Origin of the sequence: Streptomyces sp. NPDC102360 (assembly GCF_044766085.1) — a bacterium.
Taxonomy (GTDB): Bacteria; Actinomycetota; Actinomycetes; order Streptomycetales; family Streptomycetaceae; genus Streptomyces.
Window position 1 is genome coordinate 102208 of the sequence record NZ_JBIWLG010000006.1, and the last position, 14915, is coordinate 117122.

A 14915-nucleotide genomic window follows, 5' to 3' on the forward strand; every position below is an offset into this window, starting at 1 on the left:
CTGCCGCCGGCCCGGTCAAGGTGGAACAACAGGCTTACAGCGGCGGCTAGTTGGCCTGCTGCTTCCATTCGGCCTGCGCCTTGTTGAGCTGGTCGGCGAGCGCGTCCAGGAAGGCCTTCGCCGTCATCTTGCCGAGCATGACCTTCTGGAAGTCGTCCTCGTTGTCGGCCTTGGAGATGGTGTTCCAGTCGGGCAGGTAGTACGGCAGCTGCACGATCTTCGTGGAGCCGGACTGCAGAGCCTCCGCGGCGAGCTTCGTCGGCTCGGACTCCTGCACCCAACCGTCCTTGGCGGCTTCGGTGTTGGCCGGGATCTGCTTCGCCGACTCGTTCCACTTGCTGTTCTCCGCGTGCGAGGCGGCGAACTCCATGAACTTCCAGGCGGCCTGCTTGTTCTTGCTCGCCTTGAACAGGCCGAGCCCGTCCACCGGGTTGGAGACCTGGACGCGGGTGCCGTTCGGGCCCGTCGGGTTGGGAATGCCGCGGAACTTGGTGCCGAATGCCTTCACGTGGTCGCCGTACGAGCCGAGGTTGTGGCTCAGCATGCCGATCTTGCCGCTGTCGTACTGCGCGACCATCTTCGTGAAGTCGTTGTTGACGTCGGCGGACGGCGTCGCCTTCTTGTAGAGGGCGGCGTACTTCGCCAACGCGGCGACGTTCTTCGGGTCGTTGACCGTGGTCTTCTCGTTGCTCTTGTCCCAGAACGACGTGATGCCGCTCTGCCCGTACGTCACGTCGAGGGCCTGCGCGATGGAACCCTCGCCGCCGCGGATGGTGTAACCGAACTCGTTCTTGCCGGTGTTGGTGAGCTTGGCCGCCGCGTCGAAGAACGTGTCCCAGGTCTCGGGCGCTTCCAGGCCCGCCTTCTTGAACAGGTCGGTGCGGTAGTAGAGGACGCCGTTGTTGGCGGACGTCGGCAGTTCGTAGAGCTTGTCGCCCGCGCCCGCGGACTTCACCGACTCCATGAAGGCGTCGTTGAGCTTCCCGTTGAGCGGGCTCGTCGCTATCCGCTCGTCGAGCGGTTCGAGGGCGCCCTGCGCGGCGATGCCGGCGAGCATCGCGGTGCCCACGCCGCCGACGTCGGGCAGGCCGCCGCCCTGGATGGCGGTGTCGTACTTGGACTGCACGTTCTCGGCGGGGATGCCGACGTACTTGACCTTGATGTTCGGGTTCTTCTTCTCGAAGTCCTTGATGATCTCCATCCAGACGTCGCGGCGCACGGCCGTGTTGTTGTCCCAGAAGGTGATCTCGCCCTTGCCCGAACCCTCGTCCCCCTTGTCGCCGCCGGCCCCGCTGCCGTCGTCGCCGCACGCGGTGGCGGTCAGGGCGAGGACGGTGCTGATGGCGAGGGCGGTGCCGGTGCGCAGTGCGGATCTGCGGATGCCGCTGCGGGTTCCTCTGCGTGCACTGATGGTCATGATCGGCTCTCTTCTTCTGGATCCAACTGGAGGGTGGTGCTGCGAAAGTCCGTGAACCGGGCGGTGCCGGCGGCCTGACCGCCGGGTGTCTGACCGCCGGGCGCCTGACCGCCCGGCGGCGCCGCCGCGAACAGGCCGAGCAGGGCGCCGACCCAGCGCCAGGGCTGCGCGGTGAACACCTGGCCCGAGCGCCGGAAGCCGTCTCCGGTGTCGACGTAGAGGCGGCAGCGGGCCCCGTCGGCGATGTCGACGCGCAGGCGCGCCGTCGCGTCGGGCGCCCCGCGGGGATGCGCCGCGTCCCGTTCCGCGTCGGCGGTGGTCTCGGCGAACCGGTGCACCACGTGGGCCGCTCCGTCCGCCCCGCGTTCGAGGCCGATCCACGTGTACGCGTCGCCGAGCACCGCAAGTCCGGCGCGGGCCCCGGGAGTTGTGGCGTCGAGTCGCAGGTCGACCTCCACGCGACTCGGCAGGAGCGGCAGCCGCTGGGTCAGCAGGTGCGGTACGCGGCGCAGGTCGCGCACCCCGTCGGCGGAGCGCACGCAGGCGAGCCGCAAGCCGTCCCCGTCGCGCGGACTCGTCCAGTCCGGCGCGGAGTTGGCCGTCCACTGCCACTGCGGCCCGAAGCTCCCGTCCGGGAAGGTGTCGTCCGTCGCGAGCGCCGTCACCGGCCGCGGCGGCAGCGCGGGCTTCTCGTGTACGTCGACGGGGGCGCCGTCGTCGCCGATCACCGGCCACCCGGAGGCGTCCCAGCGCATCGGCTGGAGGTGCACTACACGGCCGTACGCGCCGCGCTGCTGGAAGTGCAGGAACCAGTCATCGCCCGCCGCCGTGCGCACCCATCCGCCCTGGTGGGGGCCGTTGACGTCGGTGTCGCCCTGTTCGAGCACGACCCGCTCCTCGTAGGGGCCGAAGAACGAGCGGGAGCGGAAGGCGCCCTGCCAGCCGGTCTCCACGCTGCCCGCCGGGGCGAGGATCCAGTACCAGCCGTCGTGCCGGTAGACCTTGGGGCCCTCCAGGGTGAACCAGCCGGGGATGCGGTCCCCGTCGATCAACACCGTTCCCTCGTCGAGGAGTTCGCTGCCGTCGGGCGCCATGCGGTGTCCGGTGAGGCGGTTCTTGATGCCGGCGCGGGATTTGGCGTAGGCGTGCACGAGGTACGCCTCGCCGGTCTCCTCGTCCCACAGCGGGCAGGCGTCGATGAGGCCCTTGCCTGCCTTGAGAAGGTGCGGAGCACTCCAAGGCCCACTGATTTCAGGTGAGTTGACCTGGTACACGCCGTGGTCGGGGTCGCCCCAGAAGATCCAGAAGCGGTCGTCGTGGTGGCGGATCGACGGGGCCCACACGCCGCAGTCGTGGCGTGGGGTGGTGAACGCCTCGGCGGGTTCGAGTCGGTCGAGGGCGTGCCCGACGAGCGTCCAGTTGACGAGGTCGCGGGAGTGCAGCAGCGGAAGCCCGGGGACGCGGCCGAAGCTGGACGCGGTCAGGTAGAAGTCCTCGCCGACGCGGACCACGTCGGGGTCGGACCAGTCGGCGGCGAGCACCGGGTTGCGGTACGTGCCGTCGCCCAGGTCACCGGTTCTGCCCGGCGCGCGGCTCATGCGGCCACCGCCTTGCGGACGAGTGCCGCGGCCCGCTTCCGGTCGAGCGTGCCGTCGGCGACGACCGTGACCACGCGGCGTACGGCGGTGTCACCGGGGCCGATGGGCAGCCGGGCGGCGGAGGCGAGCGAGGAGCTGACGCCCGGGTACTCGTCGGCGCGGACGAACCACGGGTCGTGGCGGGTCTGCGCGGTGGCACCCGCGAAGACGAGGGTCCAGCCGTCGCCGGCCATGGCCAGCCAGTCGGCGGGGCGGCCGTGGACCGCGGACTCGCCCTCGGCGGCCCCCGTGCTGTGTTCTCCCGGGGGGCAACCCCCGGGCCCCCGGCCGGAAGAGGGGCCGTTCGAGCTGAACACGGCCGGCGGTGCGCTCTCCTTCGGCGCCCGCCAGAAGAAGCCTCCGTACGCGGCTCCGGGACGGCCGTTGGTCGCGGGGCTGCCGATGCTCAGCCCGTCGCCCGACGGGTTGGTGAGCGAGAACGTGAAGTCCAACGCCCAGGCGTCGTCGGCCAGTTGGGTGGCGGCCACGGTGCGGCGCTCGCGCAGGAGCGGCACGCAGCCGTCCGCGATCCAGTCCAGGTCCTCCACGAACCCGTCCGGGTCGCACAGCTTGAACTCGCGGTGCCGCTGCTCGCCGTGGTTGTCGAGCTCGGTCGGCCCCCGGCCCTCGACGTAGGTGCGCCCACCCCAGAAGTTGCGCCCCGCGACGTCCGGCACGGCGACGCCCACCCCGAGGTGGTGCGGGTGGTCGGCGGGCGCGGACTCGGTGACCGGGGTGCCGGCGAGCGTCGTCACCGGGTGCAGGAAGGGGCGCGGCGAGAGGCGCCGCGCGTCTTCCCCGGCGTACGGACGGATCTCGTAGCGGGCGACGGGGCGGCCCGCGCAGCTCAGCGTCAGCGGGGCGGTGACAAGACCGTTCATGGTTCGGGTCACGACGAGGCCTCCACTCCGGAGCGGGCCCAGGACGCGCCGAGCCGGGCGAAACCGGTGAGTCCGTCGGCGCTCGCGGCGACGAGCCCGTCGGCGCCGTGCACCACCCGGCGTACGGTGCCCGGCCGGTCGGCGGGCATCTCGCTCCACGCGTCGGCGGGCAGCGCCAGCGGCGCGGGCGCCCGCCGGATCGCCTCGACCACGCGCATGAACGCGCCGACGGAGGCGGGCGGCACGAGCAGCGGCGTCTCCCCGTCGGTGGCGAGGTGCTCGACGAGGTTCGCCAGGAGGTCGGTGCGCCCGTGCACGGTCTCCTCCGGGCCGTGGCCCGCGCGCTGCACGAGGACGCGGTCCTGCTTGTACCAGAACGTGATCCGGCCGTGGCTGCCGTGCACGATGACGTACGGCTCGTCGGGCAGCTCGGCGCACAGGGTCGCGGCGACGGTGACGCGCGATCCGGTACGGGTGGTCAGCTCGACGCACGAGGTGTCGTCCGCCTCGATGTCGTTGGCGCGGTACAGCTCGGTGCGGATCGCGGTGAGGTCGTCGCCGCCGGTCGCGCCGTCGAGGGCGAGGGAGGTGGCGACGGCGTGGGCGAGGGGGTTGGTGAGGACTCCGTCGACGACATCGACGGTGCGGCCCGTGCCGCTGCCGGTCCCGCCGTCGACGGAGAGGCTGCGGCGCCCGGCCCAGGGGGCGCGCCGGTAGTAGGCCTCGTCGCGGGCCCAGGCCCCGGCGGCTCCGATGCCGAGGGGCTCGCCGATGGCGCCGTCACGTACGAGATCTCGTATATGGGACACCGCATGCGAGCCGAGCGACTGGAAGCCCACCTGGCAGGCGATCCCCGCCGCGGCCACCCCGGCCGCCATCCGCTCGTATTCCGTATATGACGGCGCGGGCGGCTTCTCCAGGAGCAGGTGCACGCCCCGCTCGGCGGCGACCAGGGCCAGCTCCGTGTGGGTCGGGATCGGGGTGCAGATGATCGCGATCCGGGCGCCGGTGCGGTCGAGCAGCTCCCCGAAGTCGGCGGACTGCACGACGTCGTCGGCCTCGAATCCGTCGAGCTCCGCCGCGTCCAGCGGCTTCAGCTCGCACACCCCGACGAGCTGCACGCGTCCCGCCTCCGCGAGGCCGCGCAGGTTGTTCAGGTGCCAGCGTCCGTGTCCGCGCGCGCCCGCGAGGACGACGGGAACGGGCTCGCGCACCGGGCTGCCGTTGTCTGTCTGCATGATCGACTTGATCTTCATAGTGGTTGTCATCCCTTCACCGCCCCCGCGCTGAACCCCGTGACGAGCCATTTCTGAATGAAGGCGAAGACGATCACCACGGGCAGCGCGGCCACGACGCCGCCGGCGGCGAGCGCGCCCAGGTCGACGGAGTCGGCGCCCATGAGGGTGGCGAGGCCGACCGGGATCGTCTGCTTGTCCTGGTTGGAGAGGAACATGAGGGCGAACAGGAAGTGGTTCCAGCTGTGCACGAAGGCGAAGGAGCCGACCGCGATGAGCCCCGGTCGCAGAAGAGGGAGGACGACGGCGCAGAAGGCGCGGAAGCGTCCGCAGCCGTCGACCCAGGCGGCCTCTTCGAGCGAGTACGGCACGTTCTTGATGAAGCCGCTGATGAGGATCATCGTGAGCGGCAGCTGGAAGACGGTCTCGGCGATGATGACGCTGCCGAGCGAGTTGATCAGCCGCAGGTTGGCGAAGATCTGGAACAGCGGGACCAGCATCAGGGCGCCCGGAATGAACTGCGAGCACAGCAGCGCGAGCATGAAGCCCTGCTTGATGCGGAAGTTGAAGCGGGCGAGCGCGTAGCCGCCGGCCAGTGCCACGACCGTCGTCATCAGCATCGAGGCGAGGCCGACGAGCAGGCTGTTCTGGAAGAAGATCGCGAACGACCGCTCGTTCCACACCTTGTCGAAGTGCTCGAAGGTGAGCGGCCACGGCACGAGGGACGTGGACCCGGTGGGCCGGAACGCGAACAGCAGCATCCAGTAGAACGGGATGAGCGTGAAGAGGAGGTAGACGCCGAGCGGTACGTAGATCTGCCAGCGCGGAACGTCTTCCCAGGAGGGTCCTGAGCGGCCCTTCTTGGAGGGCCGGAGGGCGGCGCGGTGCCGGCCGCCGGCCGTCGTGGTGGCGGGCGCTGTCGTGGTGGCGGTCAATTCGGCTTCCTTGACGGTCACTTGTCCTCGCCCCCGAACTTGCTCAGGCGGAGATAGATCATCGAGCAGAACAGGAGGATCACGAAGGCGATGGACGTCAGCGCGGACGCGTAGCCGAAGTCGTGGCTGTCGACGGCGATGGAGGCGATGCGCAGCGGCAGGGTGGTCGTCTCACCCGCGGGTCCGCCGCCGGTGAGGGTGTAGAGCAGGTCGACGTTGTTGAACTCCCAGACCGCGCGCAGCAGCGTGGACAGGATGATCGCGTCCTTGAGGTGCGGCAGTGTGATGTGGAAGAACTGGCGCAGCCGGCTCGCCCCGTCGACCTCGGCGGCCTCGTACAGATCCTTCGAAACGGACTGCAGGTCGGCGAGGATGAGGATCGCGAAGAAGGGGACGCCGCGCCAGAGTTCGGCGGTGACGACGGCCGGGAAGACGGTCGCGGTGTCCGACAGCCAGGACGTGCCGTACGTGCCGATCCCCATGTCCGCGAGGTAACGCGTGATGCCCGTCTGGGAGTTGTAGAGCAGCATCCAGACGGCGGAGGTCAGCACGCCGGAGACGGCCCAGGGCGAGAAGACGAGGGCGCGGGCCATGCCGCGGCCGACGAAGGTCTGGTTGACGACGAGCGCGAGCCCGAGGCCGAGCAGCAGTTGCAGCACCACCTGGACGACGACCCACTGGAGGCTGAAGCCCAGTGTCCGCCAGAAGTCCGGGTCGTTGGTGAACGCGGTGACGAAGTTGTCGAGCCCCGCGAACCCGTTGCGCCACGGCTTGGTCGGGTTGAAGTGCTGCACGCTGTAGTAGAAGACGCTGATGACGGGATACGCGATGAAGCCCAGCATCAGCAGCCCGGCGGGCGCGATCAGCAGATACGGGAGCCTGCGCGGGGTGGCTGACTTGCGGCGCCGGGGCGGCGACGCGCCCTGCGGTGCTTTGGCCACGGCTGCGGCTTGGGCCATGACGGGAACTCCGTTCTCGGTGGCTCAGGTCGGTGCTTCTTGCTTCTGTACGGGGTGTACGGGGCCGTAGAAAGCGCTTGCACGTGGCACGTATCGAAGCGCTTCCTACGGACTGTGGTGCGAGGTGGTGCGCGGTGACTCAGCTCGCGTACGGGTCCGGGACCGCGCCGGGCCCCGCCAGGAACGCGAAGTCGCAGCCGGTGTCGGCCTGGGTGATCTGCTCGTTGTAGAGCACGCCGTAGCCGCGCTGATGACGCTCGGCGGGTGGCGTCCACGCGTCCCTCCGCCCCTCCAACTCCTCGTCGCTCACATTGAGTTGGAGGGACCGGGCGGCGACGTCGAGGGTGATGGTGTCCCCGCCGCGGACCAGCGCGAGCGGTCCCCCGACGTGCGACTCGGGGGCGATGTGCAGGACGCACGCCCCGTAACTCGTGCCGCTCATCCGCGCGTCGGAGAGCCGCACCATGTCGCGCACACCCTGCTTGAGCAGATGGTCGGGGATGGGCAGCATCCCGTACTCGGGCATGCCGGGCCCACCCTTGGGGCCCGAGCCGCGCAGCACCAGGACGCTGTCGGCGGTGATGCCCAACTCCGGGTCGTTGATGGTGCGTTGCATGGTCTTGTAGTCGTCGAAGACGACTGCCGTGCCGGTGTGCTTGAGCAGCCCCGGCTCGGCGGCGATGTGCTTGATGACGGCGCCGTCGGGGCAGAGGTTGCCGCGCAGGACGGCGACACCGCCCTCGACCGCGACCGGGTTCGTACGGGCGCGGATCACGTCGTCGTCGTGGACCTCGACGCCTTCGACCTGATCGCCGAACCGCCCGCTGACCGTGGGCCGTTCGAGGTGCAGCAGGTCGGTGATCCGGGAGTGGAACGCGGGCAGGCCACCGGCGAAGTAGAAGTCCTCCATCAGGTACGTCCGTCCGCCCGGCCGCACGTTCGCGAGCACGGGAACGGTGCGCGCCACGCGGTCGAAGTCGTCGAGCGTGAGCGGCACTCCGGCCCGCCCCGCCATGGCGATGAGGTGGATGACGGCGTTGGTGGAGCCGCCGAGTCCGAGCACCGTGGTGACGGCGTCCTCGAAGGCCTCGGGGGTGAGGATCTCGGACGGCTTGAGCCCTGTCCACGCGAGGTCGACGGCGCGGCGCCCGGAGGCGGCGGCCATCCGCTCGTGCGCGGAGTCGACGGCCGGGATCGAGGAGGCACCCGGCAGCGTCATACCGAGGGTCTCGGCCGCCGCGGTCATGGTGGACGCGGTCCCCATGGTCATGCAGTGACCGGGCGACCTCGCCAACCCGCCCTGGAGTTCCCGGAGTTCGCAGTCGGTGAGGTTGCCTGCCCGGTGCTCGTCCCAGTACTTCCACATGTCGGTGCCGGAGCCGAGGGTCTCGCCGCGCCAGTGACCGGGCAGCATCGGACCGGCCGGCACGAAGATCGCCGGCACGTCCGCGGAGGCCGCGCCCATGAGCAGGGCGGGTGTCGACTTGTCGCAGCCGCCGAGCAGCACCGCCGCGTCGACCGGGTAGGAGCGCAGCAGCTCCTCGGTCTCCATCGCGAGCAGGTTGCGGTAGAGCATCGGGGTCGGCTTCTGGTACGTCTCCGAGAGCGTGGCCACGGGGAACTCCAGCGGGAAGCCGCCCGCCTGCCACACACCGCGCTTCACGGCCTCGGCGCGCTCGCGCAGGTGTACGTGGCAGGGGTTGATGTCGGACCACGTGTTGAGGACGGCGATGACCGGGCGACCCTTGTACTCCTCGGCCTCGTACCCGAGTTGGCGCATCCGGGCGTTGTGCGACCAGGTGCGCAACTGGCCCTCGGTGCCGTACCACTGGTGTGAGCGGAGCTGTTCGGGCTCGAGTCTCCGGTCCGGGGCGGTCATATGGACCACCCCGCCGCGATCTCGGCGACCTCTGCGCGCTCCGTCTCAGGCAGTTCCTTGCTCGGCGGGCGGACGTCGCGGCGGCACAGGCCGAGGGAGGCGAGGGCCTCCTTGACGACGGTGACGTTGTTGGCGGAGGCGTCGGCGCCGCGCAGTTCCTCGAAGCGGCGGATCTGCTCCCACACCTTCATGGCGGCGGGGTAGTCGCCCGATCGAAGCGCTTCGATCATGGACAGCGAGACGCTCGGCGCGACGTTCACGAGCCCCGAGGTGAAGCCGGTGGCGCCCGCGGAGAAGTAGGCGGGCGCGTACGGCTCGGCGAGCCCGGCCACCCAGACGAACCGGTCGAGGCCCGCGTCCCGGGCGAATCCGGCGAAGCGCGCGGCGTCCGGGACCGCGTACTTCACGCCGATCACGTTCGGGCAGGCCGCGCCGAGTTCGGCGAGCCGGGCGCCGGGGAGCGCCGCGTTCCTGAGGTACGGGACGACGCCGAGTTCGGGCACGGCCCGCGCGATCGCCCGGTGGTAGTCGACCCAGCCGACCTCGGACACGTAGGGGTGCACGGGCTGGTGGACCATCACCATGTGGGCGCCGTGCTCGCCGGCGTGCCGGGCGGCCTCGATCGCGGTCGGCACGTCATGGCCGACGCCTACGAGGACGATGCCCCGCTCCCCCACCTCGTCGAGGGTCAACTCCGTGACGAGGCGGCGCTCTTCGGGGCCGAGGGCGTAGAACTCGCCGGTGTTCCCGTTCGGCGTGAGGGTGCGCACCCCGCTGTCGAGCAGGCGCCGCAGCAGGGCCCTGTACTGGCCCTCGTCGACGGATCCGTCCTCGGCGAACGGGGTCACCGGGATCGCGACCACATCGGCGAGCGCGGCGCGCTGGGTCTCGAACTTGGCTGGTGTGACTCTCATGAGTGCTGCTCACCCTCTTCTTCCCGGTCTTCCCGCACTTCGGGGAAGGCCCGCTCGACGAACGACGCGATGTGGTCACGCAGCGCACGCGAGGCCCCCTGGGCGTCACCGGCGAGGGCGAGCTCCAGGATCTCCCGGTGCTCGGCGGCCTCCCGGTCCCACGAGGGGTCGGCGGCCCACGCCACGGCGGACACGAGGGCGGCCTGGTCGCGGACCTCGTCGAGCATCCTGCCGAGCAGCGGGTTGCCGCAGGGGAGGTACAGGGCGCGGTGGAACTCCCGGTTGGCGAGCGAGCGCTGGGCCGTGTCGCTCGCGGTGGCGGCGCTGTGCAGCGCGTCGCGGGCGGCGTCGAGGGAGGCGCGGCGGCACACGGTGCGGCGCAGCGCCTCCGGTTCGAGCAGCAGCCGCACGTCGTAGACCTCGCGGGCCATGTCGGCGTCCACCATGCGCACCGTGACGCCCTTGTACTGGCTCATCACGACGAGCCCGGTCCCGGCGAGGGTCTTGAGCGCCTCGCGCACCGGGGTCTTGGAGACCCCGAACTGGGCGGCCACATCGGTCTCCACCAGGGCCTGACCGGGGCGCAGCCGCCCGGTCAGGATGCGGCGCTTGATCTCCTCCAGGACGTACTGGGTACGGGAGGGGATCGGCGTGGGCACAGAGGTCATGCGGGCCTCTCGTATGGCGTATCGCGTCTCATATATGACGTACGAAGTACGACGCGTTGAAGCTAGAAGGGCGACTGTGTTTCGTCAACGCTTCCGGCAAAAGAAGTTCACACAACTTCCATGAACCATATGGAAGTTGATCACCCGCTGCCCCTCGCCGCCTCGCCCGTCAGAGCTCTGCGAGCGCCCCCGCCACCGCGGAGAGGTCCCCGTCCGACGCCAGCCCCGCGTGGTACAGCCGGAGTTGTGTTGCGCCCAGCTCCCGTGCCGCGCGCGCGTCCTGCGCGAGGCTGTCCGGGCTGCCACCCATGCCGCGTACGACGGTGAGGTTCGCGGCGACGACACCCCCGCCCTGTTCCGCGAACGGGCGCACCAGGCCCGCACCGCCCGTGCAGGGCACGACGACGCCGTCGGCGACGGAGAGGATGTGCTCCGGGTCGACGCCGGCGTTGGCCCCGCAGTGGTACGACACCGGGTCGGCGTGCAGCAGCACCTGGAAATCGGCGGGTGCCGCGGCCCGTACCGCCGCGACAGCCGCCTGCTGGAGGGTGCGGGCCGTGGTGTCGCGGTACGCGCGCGTGGCGGCCGCGGTCTCGGCGCCGAGCAGCTTCTCGACCGTCGCCCAGCCGTCGTCCGACGCCTTCCCCCGCCATACGGGGTCCAGGGCGGACCGAACGGATACCGCCAACTCGACCGGATCCAGACCGTGTTGACCGTATCCCTCGCGGCAGGATGCGCAGAAGCACAGCGACATCAGGTACTGCCCGGCCTCGCCGAGACCGACGCCGCCGGTCTTGTCGTGGGCGTGCAGATGCGCGAGGCCGTACCAGCCGAGCGATTCGAGTTCGGTGCCGCGCGCGCCGGGGCGCGTCGCCGCCTCCGCCGCCAGGTCGACGAGGTAGGCGCGCGTGGCGGGCTGCGCGATGCACGGCGCCCAGGGGTAGCGGTCGCCGTAGGCGTTGACGACGGAGGTGTGCGGATGCTCGGCGCCCATCCGGGAGTTGTGGGCGAGCACAACCCACGTGTGGACGTCGAGTCCGGCGTCCGCGAGGGCCTCGGCGGCCTCTCCGTAGGCATCACCCGGGGCCCAGTCCCCGGCCTCGTACGGCACCAACTCCCGTCCCTGCCAGCGATGTTCATCGACGGGGTACAGCACGGCCGCGTGCTCCGCCGTCACGATGCGGTGGCGCGGATGGCGGGGCGTCAGCGCGCGCGTGGAGTGGTACGCGGCGGCGAGGGTGACCTGCTGGACGCCGAGGTCGGCGATGCGGCGGGCGGCGTCCGGGTCGCCGTTGACGTCCCAGGGGTAGACGAAGGTGGAGGCCCTCATGCGTCGGCTCCTTCCAGCAACTTGGCGCCCTGTTCGATGAGTTCGGTAAGCCGCTCGATGTGTTCCGCGCGCGGCTCGTGCAGCGGCGGCCGCACCCCGCCGACGTCGAGCCCGCCGAGCCGCACCCCCGCCTTCACGAGCGAGACCGCGTACCCGCGCCCCTGGTTGCGGAGCTCGACGAGGGGCCGGTAGAAGCCGTCGAGCAGCCGGTTCACCGTGATGTCGTCGCCCGCGTTCAGCGCCTTGTGGAAGGCCTGCGCGAGCTCGGGCGCGAAGGCGAAGACGGCGGAGGAGTAGAGGGTGACGCCGATGCCGCGGTAGGCGAGCCCGGTGAGTTCGGCCGTGGGCAGCCCGTTGAAGTAAAGGAAATCCTCCGGCCCTTCCGTCCGTACGGCGCTCACGATCCGCTGCATCAGGTCCAGGTCGCCGAGCCCGTCCTTGAGCCCGATCACCTTGGGGTGACGGGAGAGCGCGACGACGGTCTCCGGGGTGAAGACCGCGTTGTCGCGCTGGTAGACGATGGTGTCGAGGGAGGTCGCGTCGGCCAGCTCGGCGTAGTGCCGCAGCAGCCCCTCCTGACCGGCGACGACGAGATAGGGCGGCATCGCCAACAGGCCGTCCGCGCCCGCCCGTTCGGCCGCCTGCGCGTAGCGGACCGCGAGCGCGGTGCCGTATCCGGCGCCCGCGACGACGGGCACCCGGCCCGCCGTCGCCTCGACCGCGGCCGCGACGCAGTCCTCGAACTCCTCGGGCGTGAGGGCGTGGAACTCCCCTGTGCCGCAGCAGGCGAACACGGCGGCGGCCCCGGCCTCGACGCCGCGCCGGACATGGGTGCGGTAGGTGTCGAGGTCGACGGATCCGTCGGGCCCGTACGCGGTGACGGGGAAGAACAGCGGCCCTCGGGGGTCACGGAGTCGGGCGGCGAGCGAAGGTGGCGTCACGGGCTCTCCCTGAGCTGATGCACGGCCATACGTGCACGGTTATGATTCGCGTTTACATTTCTGAACATCCACGGTAGGACGCCCCTTTGAGCGCGGTCAAGCGCCCGAACTCACCTCCCGTGCAGCTCTCTTGACGGGTACGACACCACTCCATAGCGTTTCCCTGCATCCACGAATGTGAACGGCTCACGGACACACGGCTCACAGACACGGAGATCACACGCATGCCCCGCACCCTCCTGCTCACCGGCGCGGCCGGCGGACTCGGCACCCTGATGCGGGAGCTGCTGCCCCAGCACGGTTACGAGCTCCGCCTGCTCGACGTGCGCCCGGTCGAGAACGCGCCCGACGCGATCATCGCCGATCTCAGCGACACGGAGGCACTGCGCGAGGCGGTGCGCGACGTCGACGGCGTGCTGCACCTCGCCGGCATCAGCCTGGAGTCGACCTTCGAGAAGATCCTCGACTCGAACATCAAGGGCACCTACCACCTCTACGAGGCCGTACGCGAGGAGGCCGCGTCCCGCACGGACGGCACGGCCCCCCGCATCGTCTTCGCCTCCTCCAACCACGCGATCGGCTACACGCCGCGCCCGCACGTGGAGGACGGCGCGCCGCTGGTCCCGGTCGAGACGCTGCGCCGCCCCGACACGTACTACGGCCTGTCGAAGTCGTTCGGCGAGGACCTCGCCCAGTTCTACTGGGACGAGCACGGCCTGGAGACCGTCTCCGTACGCATCGGCTCCTGCTTCAAGGAGCCCACGGACGTCCGCATGATGTCGGTGTGGATGAGCCCCCAGGACGGCGCCCGGCTCTTCCACGCGGCGCTGACCGCCGAGAAGGTCGGCCACACCGTCGTCTACGGCTCGTCCGACAACACCCGCCTGTGGTGGGACCTCTCCAGCGCCCGCGCCCTCGGCTACGAGCCGCAGGACGACTCGGAGGCGTACGCGGAGAAGCTCCTTGCCGAGCACGGCCCGCTCAGCGACGACAACCCCGCGCATCGCTACATGGGCGGCCGCTTCATCAACGACCCGCCGATCTGGCCGTACTGAGCACACGTTTTCCGTAGGACGGAGCGGCGGGCGGGCACCTAACGGGCCCGCCCGCCGCCTTGTTCGGGCATCCGCCCCGCCCGAACCCACATGATTCCCCGCTCCCCCGCAGGTCCGGGCCGGACCGCGCGCCCCGCGAAACGGGCAGGAACGGGCGGCATCGGGCCCGCTGGGGGCCTGTTCACCTCGGCGTACCCCCGGTACAACTTCCGGTGCGGGTCCTTCCGGGCCCGAAAAGCCCGAACGGGCAGTGCACGGGCAGTGACAGGTACGGAGGTCGGCGGGCATGAGCGCGGAGGAACGACAGCGGGAGATCGTGCGGACGGCGCGGCACTCCGGCTCCGTCGACGTCACCGAACTCGCGGCCGCGCTCGGTGTCGCGAAGGAGACCGTGCGCCGCGACCTGCGGGCCCTGGAGGACCACGGCCTGGTGCGGCGTACGCACGGCGGGGCGTATCCGGTGGAGAGCGCCGGGTTCGAGACGACGCTGGCGTTCCGCACGACGATGCACGTGCCGGAGAAGCGGCGGATCGCCGCGGCCGCGGCGGAGCTGCTCGGCGACGCCGAGACGGTCTTCGTCGACGAGGGCTTCACGCCGCAGCTGATCGCCGAGGCGCTGCCGCGCGAGCGGCCGTTGACCGTCGTCACCGCCTCCCTCGCCACCGCCGGCGCGCTCGCCGGGAACGACAACACGACCGTGCTGCTGCTCGGCGGCCGGGTCCGCGCGGGCACGCTCGCGACCGTGGACCACTGGACGTCGAAGATGCTCGCCGGGTTCGTCGTCGACCTCGCCTACATCGGCGCCAACGGCATCTCCCGCGACCACGGCCTGACCACCCCCGACCCGGCCGTCAGCGAGGTGAAGTCGCAGGCGATCCGGGCGGCGCGGCGCACGGTCTTCGCGGGCGTGCACACCAAGTTCGGCGCGACCAGCTTCTGCCGCTTCGCCCCGGTAGGCGCCTTGGAAGCGATCGTCACCAGCACTCAGCTACCCATGTCCGAGGCCCACCGCTACTCGCTGCTGGGGCCTCAGGTCATCCGCGTGTGAACACCCACAACCCCAG

At 70.8% G+C, this 14915-nt stretch carries 13 protein-coding genes; 2 read left to right on the forward strand and 11 right to left on the reverse strand.

Translation table 11 applies throughout. The features are described 5' to 3' along the window. Window positions 1-46: 46 nt before the first annotated feature. From ACIRHA_RS23860 to ACIRHA_RS23910, 11 genes are all read right to left on the reverse strand, one after another. Entirely contained in the window at window positions 47-1417 is a 1371-nt protein-coding gene (locus ACIRHA_RS23860) for an ABC transporter substrate-binding protein (RefSeq protein ID WP_403849230.1), read from the reverse strand. Further along, window positions 1414-3015, reverse strand: a complete 1602-nt coding sequence (locus ACIRHA_RS23865) for a family 43 glycosylhydrolase (RefSeq protein WP_403849233.1) — start codon at window positions 3013-3015, stop codon at window positions 1414-1416. The genes ACIRHA_RS23860 and ACIRHA_RS23865 overlap by 4 nt, the downstream gene beginning before the upstream one ends. Continuing rightward, window positions 3012-3935, reverse strand: a complete 924-nt coding sequence (locus ACIRHA_RS23870; RefSeq protein ID WP_403850103.1) for a PmoA family protein — start codon at window positions 3933-3935, stop codon at window positions 3012-3014. Before ACIRHA_RS23870 ends, ACIRHA_RS23865 begins: the two co-directional genes overlap by 4 nt. An 8-nt stretch (window positions 3936-3943) precedes the next feature. Next, window positions 3944-5191, reverse strand: a complete 1248-nt coding sequence (locus tag ACIRHA_RS23875) for a Gfo/Idh/MocA family protein (protein WP_403850106.1) — start codon at window positions 5189-5191, stop codon at window positions 3944-3946. 8 nt (window positions 5192-5199) lie between these two features. Then, entirely contained in the window at window positions 5200-6126 is a 927-nt protein-coding gene (locus ACIRHA_RS23880; protein ID WP_403849236.1) for a carbohydrate ABC transporter permease, read from the reverse strand. Then, on the reverse strand, window positions 6123-7064 hold the full coding sequence (locus ACIRHA_RS23885) for a carbohydrate ABC transporter permease (protein WP_403849239.1): 942 nt from the start codon (window positions 7062-7064) through the stop codon (window positions 6123-6125). The genes ACIRHA_RS23880 and ACIRHA_RS23885 overlap by 4 nt, the downstream gene beginning before the upstream one ends. 139 nt (window positions 7065-7203) lie before the next feature. Continuing rightward, window positions 7204-8943, reverse strand: coding sequence for an L-arabinonate dehydratase (gene araD, locus ACIRHA_RS23890; RefSeq protein ID WP_403849241.1), 1740 nt, complete (start codon window positions 8941-8943; stop codon window positions 7204-7206). Then, entirely contained in the window at window positions 8940-9857 is a 918-nt protein-coding gene (locus tag ACIRHA_RS23895) for a dihydrodipicolinate synthase family protein (RefSeq protein ID WP_403849243.1), read from the reverse strand. Before ACIRHA_RS23895 ends, araD begins: the two co-directional genes overlap by 4 nt. Further along, window positions 9854-10525, reverse strand: a complete 672-nt coding sequence (locus ACIRHA_RS23900; protein WP_403849246.1) for a GntR family transcriptional regulator — start codon at window positions 10523-10525, stop codon at window positions 9854-9856. The genes ACIRHA_RS23895 and ACIRHA_RS23900 overlap by 4 nt, the downstream gene beginning before the upstream one ends. Before the next feature lie 169 nt (window positions 10526-10694). Beyond that, entirely contained in the window at window positions 10695-11855 is a 1161-nt protein-coding gene (locus ACIRHA_RS23905) for a hypothetical protein (protein WP_403849248.1), read from the reverse strand. Continuing rightward, a complete protein-coding gene (locus tag ACIRHA_RS23910) occupies window positions 11852-12796 on the reverse strand; it encodes a 5-dehydro-4-deoxyglucarate dehydratase (protein ID WP_403849251.1) in 945 nt (314 codons plus the stop codon). Before ACIRHA_RS23910 ends, ACIRHA_RS23905 begins: the two co-directional genes overlap by 4 nt. 224 nt (window positions 12797-13020) lie before the next feature. Between ACIRHA_RS23910 and ACIRHA_RS23915 the strand changes: the two genes are divergently transcribed. Beyond that, on the forward strand, window positions 13021-13851 hold the full coding sequence (locus ACIRHA_RS23915; protein WP_403849254.1) for an NAD-dependent epimerase/dehydratase family protein: 831 nt from the start codon (window positions 13021-13023) through the stop codon (window positions 13849-13851). Window positions 13852-14137: 286 nt separating this feature from the next. After that, complete coding sequence (locus ACIRHA_RS23920; protein WP_403849257.1) at window positions 14138-14899, forward strand: DeoR/GlpR family DNA-binding transcription regulator; 762 nt, start codon at window positions 14138-14140, stop codon at window positions 14897-14899. Window positions 14900-14915: the final 16 nt, after the last annotated feature.

Bases quoted from the DNA above. Each gene is read 5' to 3' on its own strand.
- ACIRHA_RS23885 (WP_403849239.1), bottom strand. From the start codon at position 7,064: ATGGCCCAAGCCGCAGCCGTGGCCAAAGCACCGCAGGGCGCGTCGCCG.
- ACIRHA_RS23870 (WP_403850103.1), bottom strand. From the start codon at position 3,935: ATGAACGGTCTTGTCACCGCCCCGCTGACGCTGAGCTGCGCGGGCCGC.
- ACIRHA_RS23860 (WP_403849230.1), bottom strand. From the start codon at position 1,417: ATGACCATCAGTGCACGCAGAGGAACCCGCAGCGGCATCCGCAGATCC.
- ACIRHA_RS23900 (WP_403849246.1), bottom strand. From the start codon at position 10,525: ATGACCTCTGTGCCCACGCCGATCCCCTCCCGTACCCAGTACGTCCTG.
- ACIRHA_RS23905 (WP_403849248.1), bottom strand. From the start codon at position 11,855: ATGAGGGCCTCCACCTTCGTCTACCCCTGGGACGTCAACGGCGACCCG.
- ACIRHA_RS23865 (WP_403849233.1), bottom strand. From the start codon at position 3,015: ATGAGCCGCGCGCCGGGCAGAACCGGTGACCTGGGCGACGGCACGTAC.
- ACIRHA_RS23915 (WP_403849254.1), top strand. From the start codon at position 13,021: ATGCCCCGCACCCTCCTGCTCACCGGCGCGGCCGGCGGACTCGGCACC.
- ACIRHA_RS23895 (WP_403849243.1), bottom strand. From the start codon at position 9,857: ATGAGAGTCACACCAGCCAAGTTCGAGACCCAGCGCGCCGCGCTCGCC.
- ACIRHA_RS23920 (WP_403849257.1), top strand. From the start codon at position 14,138: ATGAGCGCGGAGGAACGACAGCGGGAGATCGTGCGGACGGCGCGGCAC.
- ACIRHA_RS23875 (WP_403850106.1), bottom strand. From the start codon at position 5,191: ATGAAGATCAAGTCGATCATGCAGACAGACAACGGCAGCCCGGTGCGC.
- araD (WP_403849241.1), bottom strand. From the start codon at position 8,943: ATGACCGCCCCGGACCGGAGACTCGAGCCCGAACAGCTCCGCTCACAC.